We start from the raw sequence: 16,551 nt of genomic DNA, 5'->3' as shown, positions 1-16,551 counted from the left end.
GGTGCGGTCGAGCGAGGCGCCGTTCGGCAGCTGCGCGAACGCGATCAGGTATTCCTTGTCCTGCGCGGGCACGAAGCCGCCCGGCACGACCTTCGACACGAGCACGGTCGCGCCCACCAGCACGAGGTACACGCCCAGCATCAGCGTCTTGCGCGACAGCACGCCGCGCACGCCGCGGCCGTAGTTCTCCGCGCCGCGATGGAACACCTTGTTGAAGCCGCGGAAGAAGCCGCCGAGCACGCGGTTCATCACGCGCGTGAGCCAGTCCTCCTTGTCGCCGTGACCCTTCAGCAGGATCGCCGACAGCGCCGGCGACAGCGTCAGCGAGTTGAACGCCGAGATCACCGTCGAGATCGCGATGGTCATCGCGAACTGCTTGTAGAACTGGCCGGTCAGGCCCGACATGAACGCGAGCGGCACGAACACGGCGACGAGCGTCAGCGCGATCGCGATGATCGGCCCGCTCACTTCCTGCATCGCCTTGTAGGTCGCCTGCCGCGCGTTCATCCCGCCCTCGATGTTGCGCTCGACGTTCTCGACGACGACGATCGCATCGTCGACCACGATCCCGATCGCGAGCACCATCCCGAACAGCGACAACGCGTTGATCGAATACCCGAACGCCAGCAGCAGCGAGAACGTGCCGATGATCGACACCGGCACCGCGATCAGCGGAATCAGCGACGCGCGCCAGGTCTGCAGGAACACGATCACGACGATCACGACCAGCGCGATCGCTTCGAGCAGCGTGTGCACGACGGCCTTGATCGACGAGCGCACGAACTGCGTCGGGTCATAGACGATCTTGTAGTCGACGCCCGCCGGCATGTCCTGCTTCAGCTCGGCCATCGTCTTGCGCACTTCGTCCGAGATCTGCAGCGAGTTCGCGCCGGGCGACTGGTTGATCGCCATCGCGACGGCCGGCTTGTTGTCGAGCAGCGAGCGCAACCCGTATTCGGATGCGTCGAGCTCGATCCGCGCGATGTCGCGCAGGTGCGTGACGCCGCCGTCCGGCGTCGTCTTCACGACGATGTCGCCGAATTCGTCTTCCGTCTGCAGGCGGCCGCGCGCGTTCACCGACAGCTGCAGCGGCGTGCCGGGCAGCGACGGCGATGCGCCGATCACGCCGGCCGCGACCTGTACGTTCTGCTCGCGGATCGACTGCACGACGTCCTCGGCCGACAGCCCGCGCTGCGCGACCTTCTGCGGATCGAGCCACACGCGCATCGCGTAGTCGCCCGAACCCCACAGCTGCACCTGACCGACGCCCTGGATTCGCGACAGGCGATCCTTCACGTTGATCAGCGCGTAGTTGCGCAGGTAGGTCATGTCGTAGCGGTTGTCCGGCGAGATCAGGTGGACCACCATCGTCAGCGTCGGCGAGCTCTTCACCGTGGTGATGCCGAGCCGCTGCACGTCTTCCGGCAAGCGAGGCAGCGCCTGGTTCACGCGGTTCTGCACGAGCTGCGTGGCCTTGTCCGGATCGGTGCCGAGCTTGAACGTGACGGTGATCGTCATGTTGCCGTCGCTGTTCGCCTGCGACTGCATGTAGAGCATGTCCTCAACGCCGTTGATCTGCTCTTCAAGCGGCGACGCGACCGTCTCGGCGATCACTTTCGGGTTCGCGCCCGGGTACTGCGCCTTCACGATCACGGAAGGCGGCACGACTTCCGGATATTCCGAAATCGGCAGCAGGAACATCGCGATCACCCCGCCGAGCAGGATGATCACCGATAGGACTCCTGCAAAGATCGGCCGGTCGATAAAGAATTTGGAAATGTTCATGTGTGGCTCTGTCTGGTTGAACGCGGATGCGAAGCGGCGCGCCGCTTACGAATCCGCCTTCGCCGGTGCGGCCGGCTTCGCGGTGCTCGCGAGCGGCGCGGACGGCTCGTCGCCGCCCGTCATCGGGACCATGTGCGGCTTCACCTGCGCGCCGGGACGCACGCGCTGCGTGCCGTTCACGACCACGCGGTCGCCGGCGGCAAGGCCGCTCACGATCACGCGCCGGTTGCCGTGCTGCATCCCCGGCTGCACTTCGCGATACGACACGCGGCCCTGCTGATCGACGACGAACACGAACTTCTTGTCCTGGTCGGTGTTGATCGCCGCGTCGTCGACGAGCAGCGCCTCGTGCGGCGCGCTGCCGCCCACCTTCACCCGTGCGTACAGGCCCGGGACGAGCGTGCCGTCCGCGTTGTCGAAGCGCGCGCGCACGCGGATCGTGCCGGACGACGTGTCGAGCCGGTTGTCGACCGAATCGATCTCGCCGCTGCGCGAGTAGCCGGTTTCGTTCGCGAGGCCGAGCTCGACCGGCACCTTGCGGCCGCTGCGCGCGCCGTTGATGTATTGCAGGTAGGTCTGCTCGTCCGCGTCGAACGATGCGTAGATCGGCGACACCGACACCAGCGTCGTCAGCGGCGCGGCCGATGCGCCGGCCGACACGACGTTGCCGAGCGTGATTTCCGCGCGCGACACGCGGCCCGATACCGGTGCGGTGATGCGCGTATAGCCGAGGTTGATGCGGGCCGTTTCCAGCGCGGCTTCGGCGGCCTTCAGGTTTGCGTTCGCTTCGCGCGCCGCGTTCTGCTTCTCGTCGTAGTCGCGCTTCGCGATCGCGTTGTCGCCGATCAGCCGCTGCGCGCGCTGCCAGTCGGTCTGCGCATAGCCGTTGCGCGCCTGCGCGGCCGCGAGCTGCGCGGCGGCGCGGTCGACTTCCGCCTGGTACGGGCGCGGGTCGATCACGAACAGCACGTCGCCCTTCTTCACGAGCGCGCCGTCCTTGAAATTCACCGCGACGATCGTGCCCGACACCTGCGGGCGCACGTCGACTTTCTCGACCGCCTCGAGGCGGCCCGAATAGCTTTGCCAGTCGGTCACGGTCTGCGGCACGACGGTCGCGACGTCGACTTCGGGCAGCGGCGCCGCCGCTTTCTCGGGGGCGTTCGCGTTGACGCGCATCGCGCCGAACGTGCCGAGGCCGACGACGGCGAGCGTGACGATCGCCGCGGTCGCGATTCGTGAACGGGAGGTGCGTAGGATGGCCATGTGGATCTCCAGGAAACGTGGATTGGTCTGGTTATGGGTTATTCGGGACGGTTCGGCTGGCGCGCCTGGAAGCGGCACTGGAAGAAGCGCACGGCTTCCTCGAATGCGGCTTCGTGCGTGGCGAGCGCGGCGTGCGTGATGTCCGGATAGCGGATCACCTGCGTGAGCACGCCGGACGAGATCAGGCAGCCCGCATATTTCTCCGCTTCGACGTGCAGCACGTCGTTCTGCGCGGTGACGACGAGCGTCGGCGGCAGCCCCGCGAGGCGCACCGATTCGATCGGCGCCGCGTACGGGTGCATGCGCTGCGCCGCCTGCGGCAGATACGCGCGATAACAGGCCGCGCATTCGCGCGCGGTGATGTCGGACGCGAGACGCTCGGCGTCGCCGATGCGCGTCATGCTCGGGTCGAGCATCGGTCCGAACAGCGCCTGCGCGGCGATCGACACTTCGCCGCGGTCGCGGGCGATGAAGGCGAGGCAGTTCGCGAGCTGGCCGCCCGCGTCGTGCCCGGCGACCCCGATCTTCTTCGGGTTGCCGCCGAACGCGCGGGCACGCGTCGCCGCCCACACGGCGGCGCGATACGCATCCTCCGGCGCGGCGGGAAAAGGAAAGGCCGGCGCGAGCGAATAATCGACCGACACTACGAGCGCTGGTAAGCGTTCTGCTAAAAAACGCGCGGCGAAATCGGCGTCCTCGAGCGACCCGCGGACGAAGCCGCCGCCGTGGAAATAAAGCACTACTGGCAGCCCGGTCTTGTCCGGGCGGCGGTAGAGGCGCAGCACGATGTCCTGTGCGTAGCCGGGAATTTCCACTTCGGCAACCGTCAGCGCCGCGCCCGTCAAGGCTTGAGCGGGCAGCGCGGCTTTCAGGAATTTGCTGAATTCAGAGGCGTCCATGACGATGCAGCATCCATTTCGAGATGGAACGAATTCTGGGTCCGGCAGACATTGGGATAAATGCCTATAATCCGGCAACACAATTCAACGCCCCCGAACAATCCGAGGCTGCGTTTACCCACGAGGTAGCGCAGCCTTCTTGTTCCGGCGGCAAATTAAATTGCGGAGGTTGTGATGGACCGGCTTCAGGCCATGCAGGTATTTACTCGCGTCGTCGATACAAGCAGCTTCACCAAGGCAGCAGAAACGCTCGGTTTGCCGCGCGCGTCCGTCACGACGATCATCCAGAATCTCGAAGCCTTCCTCGGCGTGCGGCTAATGCACCGGACCACGCGCCGGCTGTCGCTCACGCCGGACGGCGCCGCGTACTACGAACGATGCGTGCGCATCCTCGCGGACGTCGAGGAAACCGAAGCGAGCTTCCAGGCCAACAACCGGAAGCCGCACGGAAAGTTGCGTATCGACATGCCGGGCTCGATCGGGCGGCTGCTCGTGATTCCGTCGCTGTGCGAATTCCACACGCGCTATCCGGACATCGACCTGCAGCTCGGCCTGTCCGACCGGCCCGTCGACCTGCTGCAGGAAGGCGTCGACTGCGTGATCCGCGTCGGTGCGCTGCAGGACTCGTCGCTCGTCGCCCGCCGCGTCGGCCTGTTCGAATGCGTGACGGTCGCGTCGCCCGACTATCTCGAGCGCCACGGCGAGCCGCAGACGATCGACGACCTCGGCCAGCACAAGGCCGTCAACTACTTCTCCAGCCGCACGGGCCGCACGATCGACTGGACCTTCCTGATCGACGGCAAGGAAGTCGAGATGAAGATGGAGGGCATCGTGTCGGTGAACGATGCGGATGCGTACGTGACGTGCGGGATCGAGGGCTTCGGCCTGATCCAGCCGCCGCTGTTCATGGTGCTGCCGCACCTGCGCGAAGGCCGGCTCAAGGAAGTGCTGCCCGGGGTCAAGCCGCTGCCGATGCCGATCTCGGTCGTGTATCCGCATAGCCGCCATCTGTCGCCGAAGGTGCGCGTGTTCGTCGACTGGATCGCCGAGGTGTTCGACCGCTGCCCGCTGCTGAGCGGCAAGGGCAGCCTCGACGCGACGTGCAGCAAGCGCACGTTCGAGGAGGCCGAGCGCGCGCCGGTGCTCGATACGCCGGTCATCAACGAGTGGGTCGCGTAATCGTCTGACCTCCACGCGCGGGCCTCGCCGCCCGCGCGTCGTCCCGCCTCAGCGCCGCCTGGGCACGCCTTTCAAGCGCGGCGCCCCCGATCCTTCCCGAATCCGCAGTAAACCTTTGCACGACCCGCGGCAATCGGCCACCGTGTCGTTGCGCGGTGCCGCCGCGCGTCCCGGCGAAGCCCGCGCCGCGGGGCTCCCGGCCATTTCCGCATAACCCTGCCGGCGGTGCGGATGACGATTGTTCCACTGACACGACAATTCAATTCGCGTCTGCCGCATTTATCGCACCGGAACAGATACCTAGAGTAAACCCTGTCGCGCAACCTCGTTGCGCATCGAACAGATCCCGCCTGGCGGGACCGGAGTCAGCGCCCAGGCGCCAGCTCCGACATCTCTAGGAGTGACGCCATGAACCGCCGCCATCTTCTCTCGGCCCTTGCTCTCACCCTCGCCGTGTCCGCACCGGCCTTCGCCGATTCGGGTACGCCGCACGCCGGCGACTACGCCAACACGTCGTGGTACTCGCAGCACAACGGCCCGCGTACGCGCGCCGAAGTGCGTGCGGAAGTCGAGCAGGCACGCAAGGACGGCACGCTCGCGTACCTGCGCAAGGCGACTTCGTATCCGCAGGGGCTCGAGCTAGCCCAGGGCCCGTATCGTCCGCTGCCGGAAGGCAACCAGCTCGCCGGCGGGGGCCGGTAAACGCGCGACGCCGCGCAGCGGATTGCCCGATGCGCGGCGTCTCGAACTATCTTGTCGACGACTCGCTGAGTCAATTAGTTGCAGGAGCACATGATGAACGACCAACTTCCTTCGCCGCTCGATCACTGGGACGACACCACGCCGGTATGGACGCCGTTCCGTTCGACCCAGCAATCGCATTGACCGCATTCACTGCATTGACCGCCGACTGAGTCGCCGTCCGGCCTTCAACGCCGCGGCACCCCGTCGCGCCATTCGCCCCAGTGCGTGACGATGTCCTGCACCAGCGGATTGCCCGCGCGGTACAGGTTTTCGGTCGCCGGCGCGAAGCCGCCTTGATCCGCGTAGTTCAGCAGGTTGTCGGCGCTCGTCTGCCCCGCGTACGGCCGATCGAAATCGGACCCGGTGCGCAGCACGGCCACACGCGACAGGTCGACCCGCTTCACGCTCGCCGCGCGCTTGAGCGCTTCATACGTCGCGTTGTCTTCCTGAGCGGTCATGCAGTAGGTGCCCTTGCCGTCCGTCAGGATCTTGGTCCACTGGCGCGCGCGCTCGCCGATCAGCGTGCCCGAGAACCACGTGTTGCCCGATGACGTATCGCACTGGATCACCGTCGGCGGCCGGTTCGCCGGCGCATACGTGAACTTCGCGCGCGCGGCCTGCGCCTGTGCGCTGTCGGCGAGCACGACGTTGCGCGACAGCGCATACGCGGCATCGGTCAACTGCGGGTTGAGCTGGAACACTTCGGTGCGATAGTCGAGCGGCGGCTTGTCGTTCGGGCTCTTCGTGTTGATGCCGAGATAGCCGGTGTTCCAGCCGGCCGGGATCTCGCGCGCATCGAGCTCCCATTGCAGGCTGAAATCGACGAGGTATTTCGACCACGCGGCCGATCCGACCGTGCCCTGTGCCGGGTCGACGCCTGCGATACCCGAGACCAGGAAATACGTACGGCGCAGATCGAAGCGTTGCGAGAACGTGAGCGCCATGATCGTCGCCGATGCGTTCGCATAACCCATGCCGGTCGTGACCACGCACACGTCCTGCTTGTTGCAGTGGACCGCCGGATAGTCGGGCGACAGGCCGGGCACGGTGACGTCACGCCACGGGCCGAGCCGGTCGAGCCACGCCTGGCCTTCCGGCCCGAACATCGTGATGATCATGACCTTGACCGGGCGGCCATGCGAGCCGGTCTCGGCGAATGCTGCGTTGCCGGCATCGTTGCCCTGGTTGTCCTGCGCGATCGACGGCGCGGTCGCACAGGCCGCAAGCGAGAATGCAGCGGCGGAAAGGATGGAGCGAGTCAGCATCGGCGTTCCTTGTTTCGGTGATTGGGTGAGAACGGCTGTCGGAGACTGCGCGACGAGTATAGAACGGGCGTGCGCGATGCGGAACCCGACTACGAAACGGCCGGCGGTGTTGCGTGCGAACGGCTGCGTGGTGCGCGACGGAAAAGCGCGTATTCGTCGCGGCCTTGCAAACATCAGGAATGCTACCGGGTTCGCCGCCGCGCGCGACGTCGGCCGCTTTGCGCCGCGCTACACGCGCATCAGCCCCGCGACGCCGTAACCGAGCACGACGAGTGCGGCGACCACATGGCTCGCGGCCAGCCACCCCGGCGATTTCACGAATCGCCCGATTGCGCCGCCGCCGAACGCGAACACGAGTTGCCCGATGAGGCTGCCGGCAAACACGCATGCGGCACCGAGCAGCCAGTGTCGATGCGCACCGGCGGCAGCCGTCGCATAGCCGTAGAACAGCAGGATGGTCAGCGGATTCGCGAGCGTGACGAAGAACATCGCCATGAACGGGCGATTGCCCGGCGGCGGCACTACGTCGCCATCGAGCGTGCGGCGCCGGTCGCGCAGCGCCTGCCACAGCATCCGCGCGCCCATCGCGAGCAGCACGAGCGCACCGACCATGCGGAACAGCGACAGATGCGACGCCAACGTGCCCGCGAGCATCGCGCCGATCGTGAACGCGACGACCGCATGACAGCCGTCGGCCGCGGCCACTCCGATCGCCGCGCGCACGCCGGTCGCCGTGCCGGCGCGCATGCCGTAGTTCGCGATCATCAGCGCGACGGGCCCGACCGACAGCGCGATCATCAGCCCGAACAGGAAGTCGTTCATCGGTCGTCGATGCCTTCAACGGAAGGCATCGATTCTATCGACCGGCGGCGCGCCGGCGTGAGAGAAAACGCGTCAGGCGACGTCGACGCGTGCGGGCCCGTCCACCATCTCGCCGATCACGGCCGCGCGATCGAAACCGTCGGCGCGGAAGCATGCAAGCACGTCGTCGACGGCCTCGGGCGCGCACGCGACCAGCAGCCCGCCCGACGTCTGCGGATCGGTCAGCAGCGCCTGCGCGACGGGCGGCAGGCCATCGGCGAGCCGGACATCGGTGCCGTACGCGGCCCAGTTGCGACCCGACGCACCGGTGAACACGCCGTCGGCCACGAACGTCTCGACGCCCGCCAGCCACGGCAGCGACGCATAGTGCACGCGCGCGGTAAGTTGCGCACCGCGCGCCAGTTCGAGCGTATGGCCGAGCAGCCCGAAGCCCGTGACGTCGGTCAGCGCATGCACGCCCGGCAGCGCGGCAAGCTCGGCGCCCGGCCGGTTCAGCTTGGTGGTCGTCGCGACCATCTGCGCGTAACCGTCGGCATCGAGCTGGTTCTTCTTCAGCGCGGCCGACAGTACGCCGACGCCGAGCGGCTTGCCGAGCACGAGCACGTCGCCCGCGCGCGCGGCTGCGTTGCGCTTCACGCGCGACGGATGCACGACGCCGATCGCCGCGAGCCCGTAGATCGGCTCGACCGAATCGATCGAATGGCCGCCGGCGACCGGAATGCCGGCATCCGCGCACACCGATTCGCCGCCGCGCAGCACGGCCGCGATCGTCTCGTGCGGCAGCACGTTGATCGGCATGCCGACCAGCGCGAGCGCGAGGATCGGCTTGCCGCCCATCGCATAGACGTCGGACAGCGCGTTGGTGGCCGCGATGCGGCCGAAGTCGAACGGATCGTCGACGATCGGCATGAAGAAATCGGTGGTCGCGACGATCGCCTGCTCGTCGTTGAGCCGGTAGACGGCCGCGTCGTCGGACGTCTCGGTGCCGACCAGCAGATCGGGGAACAGCGCGGGCGGCGTCGCGCGCTTGAGCAGCTCGGACAGCACGCCCGGCGCGATCTTGCAGCCGCAGCCGCCCCCGTGCGACAGGCTCGTGAGGCGCGGAACGGCAGGCTGGGCTTGGGTGGCTTCGGTCATCGTCGGCATCCGGTGAATAACAACGTTCCATTATCGACAATTCCGCGCGAACGCGCCCGATACCCACATAATTGACGGCCCCACTTCCGCCTCTCCCGTCCGCCCTTCGTTCATGGATCACCTGTTCATCGGCCTCGTGCTGTGCTCGGCGCTGCTGCACGCCATCTGGAACGCGTTTCTCCACGTCAGCGAAGACCGGCTGGTCCAGCTCGGCACGATGTCGCTGCCGTATCTCGCGTTCGGCATCGCCGGCGCCGTGCTGCTGCCTGCGCCGGCGCCCGCCGCGTGGCCGTACGTCGCCGCATCCGCCGCGCTCGAGGTCGCGTACTGCTTCACGCTGGCGCGCGCGTACCGCAACGGCGAATTCGGGCAGATCTATCCGATCGCGCGCGGGATCTCGCCGCTGCTCGTATCGGTGCTGGCGCTCGCGATGCTGCACGAGCGGCCGACGCCGTTCGGCTTCGCGGGCATCGCGCTCGTGTCGTTCGGCATCATGTCGCTCGCGCTGCGGCGCGGCTTCCGGTTTTCCGGGGAAGGCGTGCCGTATGCGTTGCTCACGGGCGTGTTCATCGCCGCGTATTCGATCTGCGACGGGATCGGCTCGCGCGTGTCCGGCAGCGCGCTCGGCTATATCGCATGGGTGTACCTGCTGTGGAGCGTGCCGCAGCTCGTGCTCGTCTGCGCGGTACGCGGCGGCCCGCGCGCGGTGCTCGGCTCGCGCTCCGCGTTCACGCAAGGCGCGATCGCCGGCACGATCTCGCTCGCCGCTTACGGGATCGTGATCCTCGCGTACCGGCACCTGCCGGTCGCGACCGTGTCGGCGCTGCGCGAAACGAGCTCGATCTTCGCGGTCGCGATCGGCTGGTTCGTGATGCGCGAGCGGCCCGGCCCGCAGCGGCTTGCGGCGTGTGCGCTGGTGGTCGCGGGCGCGGCGTTGATCCGGCTGTAACGTGCGAACCGGGCGCCTGGTCGGTGCCGGTGTTCATGACTGATTCGGCGCGGGGGCTCCGTCCGCACCGCTAAGTTTTGCAATACTGCCCGCCACTCTTGCCGTATCAGGAAGAGGCATGTTGGCGATTCCCGTTCGACGACGCGAAAATGGGCTGGCCAGTCGCGCACGAAAAATTCTCTCGTCGTCGCGAAGCCGTCCCGAAGCGTATCGAGCCTCGATCGGCCTTTGACGGCATCACGACGAGCCGATATTACCGTGCTCACGCGTCAAGCCACCGCAACGGCCCCGCCGAACGCCCGCTCGTCGATCGCCTCGGCAAGCGTCGCGAACGCGGTCGCTATCTCGTCTTCCGGCACGCACGCATAACCGAGCAGCAACCCCGAGGCAGCCCGCGAGCGGTCCGCGTAATACCCGGACAGCGGCCGCACGACGATGTTGCGCGCCAGCGCGGCCTGCGCGACCGCGCGATCGTCGACGCCCGCCGGCAATTGCGTGACGAGATGCAGCCCGGCGTCGCTGCCGAGCGCGTGCAGCGTATCGCCGTAGCGCCGCGCGACCGCCTCGAGCAGCACCTCGCGGCGTTGCCCGTACAGCGTGCGCATCTTGCGGATGTGCGACACGAAATGCCCTTCCGCGATGAATTCGGCGAGCACGGCCTGCTGCAGCAACTGCCCTTCGCGATACAGCTCGGCGCTCGCGGTCGCGAAGCTTTCCGCGAGCGGCTCCGGCGCGACCAGATAGCCGACCCGCAGCCCCGGGAACAGCGTCTTGCCGAAACTGCCCACGTAGATCACCTGCCCGGCCGTGTCGAGGCCCTGCAGCGACGCGAGCGGCCGGCTGCCGTAGCGGAATTCGCTGTCGTAATCGTCCTCGATGATCCAGCAGCCGTGCTGGCGCGCGTATTCGAGCAGCATCCGCCGCCGCGCGAGGCTCATCACCATCCCGAGCGGATACTGGTGCGACGGCGTAACGAGCATCAGCTTCGGCGGCTCGGCCAGATCGGCGGCCGACGGCGCGATCCCTTCGTCGTCGACCGGAATCGGCCGGGTGGTCAGCCCCGACACGTTCAGCACGCTGCGCACGCCCCAGTAGCACGGGTCCTCGGTCCAGATCGCGTCGCCCGGATCGGTCAGCAGCCGCACCGCGAGGTCGATCGACTGGTGGATGCCGGTCGTGATCACGATCTGCTCGGGCGTGCAGCGCACGGAGCGCGACGTGCGCAGGTAGTCGGCCAGCGCCTCGCGCAGCAGCGCGAGCCCGCCGCCGGGCGCGTAGGTCAGCAGGTCCGGGCGCAGGCGCCGCCAGTACTTGTTGTGCAGCCGCGTCCACACGCGCGCCGGAAAGCGCGACACATCGGGCACGCCCGGCATGAACGCGCCGCCCTGGCGCTTCGACACGCCGGCGCCTTCGACGAGCCGCGTACCGCGCGCGGACAGCCGCCGCACGGACGGCGTCACGACGGCCGGGCCTGCGCCCGCGTCGGGCGGCGCGCCGACGATCTCGTCCGGCGCGCTGTCGGCGACGAACGTGCCGCGCCCCGTCGCCGAGTTCACATAGCCTTCGAGCGCAAGCTGTTCGTAAACCTGCGTGACCGTGTTGCGCGCGATCCCGAGCTCGGCGGCCAGCAGCCGCGACGACGGCACGCGCGTGCCGGCCGGCAGTTCGCGCGACAGGATCGCCTGTTGCAGCAGCCGGTGAAGCTGCCGGTAGATCGGCTGTTCGCCGCCGCGCACGAGGCGCTGCGCCAGCCAGTCCGACAACACGCTCGCGCGCATGATTGGCTCCTGAATATTTATTGAAATGGCTCTGATTGCCAGAGCCAAATGTGATTATAGTCGCCTCCATGGGCTGCCAAGGCGCCCGATTCCCTACCCACCGGACAGAACATCAAGGAGATGACCGTGAAGAATGCCGACCTGCAGGCCCGCAAGAACGCCGCCACCCCGCGCGGCGTCGGCGTGATGTGCGATTTCTACGCCGCCCGCGCCGAGAACGCGGAGCTGTGGGATGTCGAAGGCCGCCGCTTCATCGATTTCGCCGCCGGCATCGCGGTGCTGAACACGGGCCACCGTCACCCGAAGATCGTCAAGGCGATCGCCGATCAGCTGAACAACTTCACGCACACCGCTTACCAGATCGTCCCGTACGCGTCGTACGTCGAACTGGCGGAAAAGATCAACGAGCGCGCGCCGGGCGACTTCCCGAAGAAGACGGCGTTCTTCACGACCGGCGCCGAAGCCGTCGAAAACGCGATCAAGATCGCGCGCGCGGCAACCGGCCGTCCGGGCGTCATCGCATTCTCGGGCGGCTTCCACGGCCGCACGATGATGGGCATGGCGCTGACCGGCAAGGTCGCGCCGTACAAGCTGAACTTCGGCCCGTTCCCGGGCGACGTGTTCCACGCGCCGTACCCGAACGCCGTGCACGGCGTGACGACCGCCGACTCGATCAAGGCGATCGAGATGCTGTTCAAGGCCGACATCGATCCGAAGCGCGTCGCCGCGATCATCTTCGAACCGGTCCAGGGCGAAGGCGGCTTCAACCCGGCGCCGGCCGAATTCGTGCGCGCGCTGCGCAAGATCTGTAACGAACACGGCATCCTGCTGATCGCCGACGAAGTGCAGACGGGCTTCGCGCGCACCGGCAAGCTGTTCGCGATGCAGCACTACGACGTGCTGGCCGACCTGATCACGATGGCGAAGAGCCTCGCGGGCGGCATGCCGCTGTCGGGCGTCGTCGGCCGGGCGGACGTGATGGACGCGGCCGCCCCCGGCGGCCTCGGCGGCACCTACGCGGGCAACCCGCTGGCAGTCGCCTCGGCGCACGCGGTGCTCGAGATCATCGACGAAGAGAAGCTGTGCGAGCGTGCGACGCAACTCGGCGACGTGCTGAAGGCGAAGCTGAATGCGCTGCAGGCCGACGTGCCGCAGATCGCCGACGTGCGCGGCCCCGGCGCGATGATCGCGGTCGAATTCCTGAAGCCGGGTTCGGGCGAGCCGGATGCCGAATTCACGAAGCGCGTGCAGACGCGTGCGCTCGAGCGCGGCCTGCTGCTGCTCGTGTGCGGCGTGTACTCGAACGTCGTGCGCTTCCTGTTCCCGCTGACGATCCCGCAAGCCGTGTTCGACGAAGCGCTGGTGATCCTCGAGGAAGTGCTGAAGGAAACGGTCGGCGTGCCGGCCTGAGTGCCCGTCCACTTCAACTGAATGCGCCGCCGCCGTCGTGAAGACGGCGGCGGCCGTTTTCATCCGTCCTTTTTCGAAGCAGGTGATGCATATGAGCACGGTTCAGGAAACCCTGGCACTGAAAGATCCGTCGCTGTTCCGCCAGCAGGCGTACGTCAACGGCGAATGGCAAGGCGCGACGAACGGCGAGACGTTCGAGGTCCGCAACCCGGCCACCGGCGGCCTGCTCGGCACCGTGCCGGCGATGGGCACGGCGGAAACGCGTCACGCGATCGACGCCGCGAACGCCGCATGGCCGGCGTGGCGCAAGAAGACCGCGAAGGAACGTGCGGTCATCCTGCGCAAGTGGCACGACCTGATGATGGACAACGCCGACGACCTCGCGCTGATCCTCACGACCGAGCAGGGCAAGTCGCTCGCCGAAGCAAAGGGCGAGATCGGCTACGCGGCGTCGTTCCTCGAATGGTTCGCGGAAGAAGGCAAGCGCGTGTACGGCGACACGATCCCGACGCCGGCGAGCGACAAGCGCATCGTCGTGACGAAGGAAGCGATCGGCGTATGCGCGGCGATCACGCCGTGGAACTTCCCGGCGGCGATGATCACGCGCAAGGTCGGCCCGGCGCTCGCGGCAGGCTGCCCGATCGTCGTGAAGCCGGCGGAAGCGACGCCGTTCTCCGCGCTCGCGATGGCCGTGCTAGCCGAACGCGCGGGCGTGCCGGCCGGCGTGTTCAGCGTCGTCACGGGCGACCCGAAGGCGATCGGCGGCGAACTGACGTCGAACCCGATCGTGCGCAAGCTGTCGTTCACGGGCTCGACGCCGGTCGGCCGCCTGCTGATGGCGCAGTGCGCGGCGACGGTCAAGAAGGTGTCGCTGGAGCTCGGCGGCAATGCGCCGTTCATCGTGTTCGACGACGCCGATCTCGATGCGGCCGTGCAGGGCGCGATCGCGTCGAAGTACCGCAACAGCGGCCAGACGTGCGTGTGCACGAACCGCTTCTACGTGCACGAAGCCGTGTACGACCAGTTCGCGCAGAAGCTCGCGGCGGCCGTCGGCCAGTTGAAGGTCGGCCGCGGCACGGAGCCGGGCGTCACGCAGGGCCCGCTGATCAACGAAGCGGCCGTGCTGAAGGTCGAGGCGCACATCGAGGACGCGCTCGCGAAGGGCGCAACCGTCGTGACGGGCGGCAAGCGCCACGCGCTCGGCCACGGCTTCTTCGAGCCGACCGTGCTGACGGGCGTCACGCCGGCGATGAAGGTCGCGAAGGAAGAGACGTTCGGGCCGCTCGCGCCGCTGTTCAAGTTCGGCAGCGACGACGAGGTGATCCGCCTCGCGAACGACACCGAGTTCGGCCTCGCCGCGTACTTCTACAGCCGCGACATCGGCCGCGTGTGGAAGGTGGCCGAAGCGCTCGAATACGGGATGGTCGGCGTGAACACGGGCCTGATCTCGAACGAGGTCGCGCCGTTCGGCGGCGTCAAGCAGTCGGGCCTCGGCCGCGAAGGCTCGCACTACGGCATCGACGACTACGTCGTGATCAAGTACCTCTGCCTGGCCGTCTGACGGTTCGGGCCTGCCGCTTCCCGGCGACAGGCCCTCGCCGCCCGGCCGGAACCGGGCGGCCCGACGCGGGCCGGCGCCTCTCCGTCGCGCCCGCGTCACTTTCCCTTCCCGCGATCAGCGGAACACGTTCACCGCCTCCACCAGCCGCGCCGCCTGCTGCTTCAGGCTTTCCGATGCCGCCGTGCTCTGCTCGACGAGCGCCGCGTTCTGCTGCGTGATGTTGTCCAGATGCACGACCGCCTGGTCGACCTGCGCGACGCCCGTGCTCTGTTCGGCCGTCGACGAGCTGATCTCCGCGATGAGATCCGACACGCGCTTCACCTGCGTGACGATGTCCTCCATCGTCTTGCCCGCGCCGTCGACGATCCGCGCACCCGACTCGACGCGCTCGACGCTCGCGCCGATCAGCGTCTTGATCTCCTTCGCCGCGTTCGCGCTGCGCTGCGCGAGCGCGCGCACTTCACCAGCGACCACTGCGAAGCCGCGCCCCTGATCGCCCGCGCGCGCCGCCTCGACCGCCGCATTCAACGCGAGGATGTTGGTCTGGAACGCGATGCCGTCGATCACGCCGATGATGTCCGCGATCTTGCGCGAGCTGTCGGTGATGTCGTTCATCGTCGCGACGACTTCGTTCACCGCCTGCCCGCCGCGCCCGGCCGCCTCGCTCGCGGACACCGACAACTGGTTCGCCTGCAGCGCCGTCTCCGCATTGCTCGATACGGTCGCCGTCATCTCGGCCATCGACGCGGCCGTCTGCTGCACGCTCGTCGACGCCTGCTCGGTGCGCGCGCTCAGGTCGTTGTTGCCTTGCGCGATTTCATTGCTCGCGCGCTGCACGTTCAGCACCTGTTCGCTGACGTCGTCGACGAGCCAGCGGAACATCAGCCCGAGCTGGTTGATCGTGCGCAGCGTCATGCCGATCTCGTCGACGCGGTTCATCCGCACGCCGCTGCGGCTCTCGCCGGTCGCCACGCGCAACGCCTCGTCGCGCAACTGCCGCAGCGGCCGCACGATCTGCGCGTCGAGCCACAGCCCGGCCGCCGCCGTCACGCCGACCGCCGCACCGGCGAACGCCGCGAGCCCGCCTCCGGTCAACCCGGCCGCCCAGCCGGCGCCGACGACCGCCGGCGCCAGCACGCACAGCGTCGACACCAGCCGCGCCCGCACCGACATCGTCTGGAACAGCGACGCGACGCGCAGCGCGCCCGTGCGCACGATCAATCCCTTGTGGAACCGGCGGCTGCCGGCCTTGCCTTCGCGGAAATCGCGATACAGCGCCTCGGCGGCCGCGATCTCGTCGCGCGTCGCCTTCGTGCGCACCGACATGTAGCCCTTCGGCTGCCCGTTGCGCATCACCGGAATCGCGTTCGCGCGCACCCAGTAGTGATCGCCGTTCTTGCGGCGGTTCTTCACGAGCGCGGTCCACGGCTCGCCGCCCTTGAGCGTCGCCCACATGTCGGCGAACGCCTCCTTCGGCATGTCCGGATGCCGCACCACGTTGTGCGGCTGGCCTTCGATCTCCTCGGGAGAAAAGCCGCTGACCTGGATGAATGCCGCGTTCGCGTAAGTGATATAGCTGTCGGCATCGGTCGTCGACATCAGCGTCGCATCGTCGGCAAATTCGAATTCGCGTTGCGTGACGGGCTGGTTGTTGCGCATGGTGTGGAGCTCCGGGTGGCGGATCTTGCGTCCGCTCGTCGATTGATTCGAGACCCCGCGCATGGCGATCGATTCGCATGCATGTGAGTCAGGCTCCTGC

At 67.7% G+C, this 16,551-nt stretch carries 12 protein-coding genes and 1 pseudogene; 5 read left to right on the top strand and 8 right to left on the bottom strand.

Going from position 1 to position 16,551, the window contains the following annotated elements; all coding sequences use genetic code 11:
- The 3 genes and pseudogenes from ceoB to JMF90_RS03435 form a co-directional block, all read right to left on the bottom strand.
- Positions 1-1,785 (bottom strand): annotated as a pseudogene (gene ceoB, locus JMF90_RS03445) (multidrug efflux RND transporter permease subunit CeoB); the annotation flags it as partial.
- A 45-nt stretch (positions 1,786-1,830) separates the two neighbouring features.
- Complete coding sequence (gene ceoA / locus JMF90_RS03440) at positions 1,831-3,048, bottom strand: multidrug efflux RND transporter periplasmic adaptor subunit CeoA (RefSeq protein WP_006480447.1); 1,218 nt, start codon at positions 3,046-3,048, stop codon at positions 1,831-1,833.
- Positions 3,049-3,086: 38 nt separating this feature from the next.
- Entirely contained in the window at positions 3,087-3,947 is an 861-nt protein-coding gene (locus JMF90_RS03435) for an alpha/beta hydrolase (RefSeq protein WP_012339341.1), read from the bottom strand.
- A gap of 174 nt (positions 3,948-4,121) precedes the next feature.
- Between JMF90_RS03435 and ceoR the strand changes: the two genes are divergently transcribed.
- Both ceoR and JMF90_RS03425 read left to right on the top strand, forming a co-directional pair.
- Positions 4,122-5,126: a putative multidrug efflux transcriptional regulator CeoR gene (ceoR, locus tag JMF90_RS03430; RefSeq protein ID WP_011694866.1), complete on the top strand. Its 1,005-nt coding sequence runs from the start codon at positions 4,122-4,124 to the stop codon at positions 5,124-5,126.
- A 408-nt stretch (positions 5,127-5,534) separates the two neighbouring features.
- The gene (locus JMF90_RS03425; protein WP_006480444.1) at positions 5,535-5,828 is read left to right on the top strand and encodes a DUF4148 domain-containing protein; all 294 of its coding nucleotides are present in this window, start codon (positions 5,535-5,537) and stop codon (positions 5,826-5,828) included.
- 227 nt (positions 5,829-6,055) lie between these two features.
- Here JMF90_RS03425 and JMF90_RS03420 read toward each other — a convergent pair whose 3' ends face one another.
- The 3 genes from JMF90_RS03420 to selD form a co-directional block, all read right to left on the bottom strand.
- Positions 6,056-7,135 carry a purine nucleoside permease gene (locus JMF90_RS03420; protein WP_011546848.1) on the bottom strand — a complete coding sequence of 360 codons (1,080 nt, stop codon included), beginning with the start codon at positions 7,133-7,135 and terminating at the stop codon, positions 6,056-6,058.
- A gap of 228 nt (positions 7,136-7,363) precedes the next feature.
- A complete protein-coding gene (locus tag JMF90_RS03415) occupies positions 7,364-7,957 on the bottom strand; it encodes a LysE family translocator (protein ID WP_011546847.1) in 594 nt (197 codons plus the stop codon).
- Positions 7,958-8,029: 72 nt separating this feature from the next.
- Complete coding sequence (selD, locus tag JMF90_RS03410) at positions 8,030-9,094, bottom strand: selenide, water dikinase SelD (RefSeq protein WP_012339339.1); 1,065 nt, start codon at positions 9,092-9,094, stop codon at positions 8,030-8,032.
- Between the two features lie 112 nt (positions 9,095-9,206).
- Here selD and JMF90_RS03405 point away from each other — a divergent pair, with 112 nt between their 5' ends.
- Positions 9,207-10,043, top strand: coding sequence for a DMT family transporter (locus tag JMF90_RS03405; RefSeq protein WP_011546845.1), 837 nt, complete (start codon positions 9,207-9,209; stop codon positions 10,041-10,043).
- Positions 10,044-10,312: 269 nt separating this feature from the next.
- On the opposite strand, the gene JMF90_RS03400 is transcribed toward JMF90_RS03405, so the two are convergent.
- Positions 10,313-11,821: a PLP-dependent aminotransferase family protein gene (locus JMF90_RS03400; RefSeq protein ID WP_011546844.1), complete on the bottom strand. Its 1,509-nt coding sequence runs from the start codon at positions 11,819-11,821 to the stop codon at positions 10,313-10,315.
- Between the two features lie 126 nt (positions 11,822-11,947).
- On the opposite strand from JMF90_RS03400, the gene JMF90_RS03395 reads away from it, so the two are divergent.
- Together JMF90_RS03395 and gabD are read left to right on the top strand one after the other, a co-directional pair.
- On the top strand, positions 11,948-13,231 hold the full coding sequence (locus tag JMF90_RS03395; RefSeq protein ID WP_027814522.1) for a 4-aminobutyrate--2-oxoglutarate transaminase: 1,284 nt from the start codon (positions 11,948-11,950) through the stop codon (positions 13,229-13,231).
- Between the two features lie 91 nt (positions 13,232-13,322).
- On the top strand, positions 13,323-14,792 hold the full coding sequence (gene gabD / locus JMF90_RS03390) for an NADP-dependent succinate-semialdehyde dehydrogenase (protein ID WP_011546842.1): 1,470 nt from the start codon (positions 13,323-13,325) through the stop codon (positions 14,790-14,792).
- Positions 14,793-14,906: 114 nt separating this feature from the next.
- Here the strand turns inward: gabD and JMF90_RS03385 are convergent, their stop codons facing one another.
- Positions 14,907-16,451: a PAS domain-containing methyl-accepting chemotaxis protein gene (locus tag JMF90_RS03385; protein WP_011694867.1), complete on the bottom strand. Its 1,545-nt coding sequence runs from the start codon at positions 16,449-16,451 to the stop codon at positions 14,907-14,909.
- Positions 16,452-16,551: the final 100 nt, after the last annotated feature.

It is taken from the genome of Burkholderia sp. E168m23, from assembly GCF_016586125.1.
GTDB classification, from domain to species: Bacteria; Pseudomonadota; Gammaproteobacteria; order Burkholderiales; family Burkholderiaceae; genus Burkholderia; species Burkholderia orbicola.
Note: the sequence above shows the minus strand (reverse complement) of the source record. Positions and strands in the feature narration are given on the sequence as shown.

Coding starts and splice junctions, on each gene's coding strand:
- JMF90_RS03385 (WP_011694867.1), bottom strand. CDS start 16,451: ATGCGCAACAACCAGCCCGTCACGCAACGCGAATTCGAATTTGCCGAC.
- ceoA (WP_006480447.1), bottom strand. CDS start 3,048: ATGGCCATCCTACGCACCTCCCGTTCACGAATCGCGACCGCGGCGATC.
- JMF90_RS03425 (WP_006480444.1), top strand. CDS start 5,535: ATGAACCGCCGCCATCTTCTCTCGGCCCTTGCTCTCACCCTCGCCGTG.
- JMF90_RS03405 (WP_011546845.1), top strand. CDS start 9,207: ATGGATCACCTGTTCATCGGCCTCGTGCTGTGCTCGGCGCTGCTGCAC.
- gabD (WP_011546842.1), top strand. CDS start 13,323: ATGAGCACGGTTCAGGAAACCCTGGCACTGAAAGATCCGTCGCTGTTC.
- selD (WP_012339339.1), bottom strand. CDS start 9,094: ATGACCGAAGCCACCCAAGCCCAGCCTGCCGTTCCGCGCCTCACGAGC.
- JMF90_RS03415 (WP_011546847.1), bottom strand. CDS start 7,957: ATGAACGACTTCCTGTTCGGGCTGATGATCGCGCTGTCGGTCGGGCCC.
- JMF90_RS03400 (WP_011546844.1), bottom strand. CDS start 11,821: ATGCGCGCGAGCGTGTTGTCGGACTGGCTGGCGCAGCGCCTCGTGCGC.
- JMF90_RS03435 (WP_012339341.1), bottom strand. CDS start 3,947: ATGGACGCCTCTGAATTCAGCAAATTCCTGAAAGCCGCGCTGCCCGCT.
- JMF90_RS03420 (WP_011546848.1), bottom strand. CDS start 7,135: ATGCTGACTCGCTCCATCCTTTCCGCCGCTGCATTCTCGCTTGCGGCC.
- ceoR (WP_011694866.1), top strand. CDS start 4,122: ATGGACCGGCTTCAGGCCATGCAGGTATTTACTCGCGTCGTCGATACA.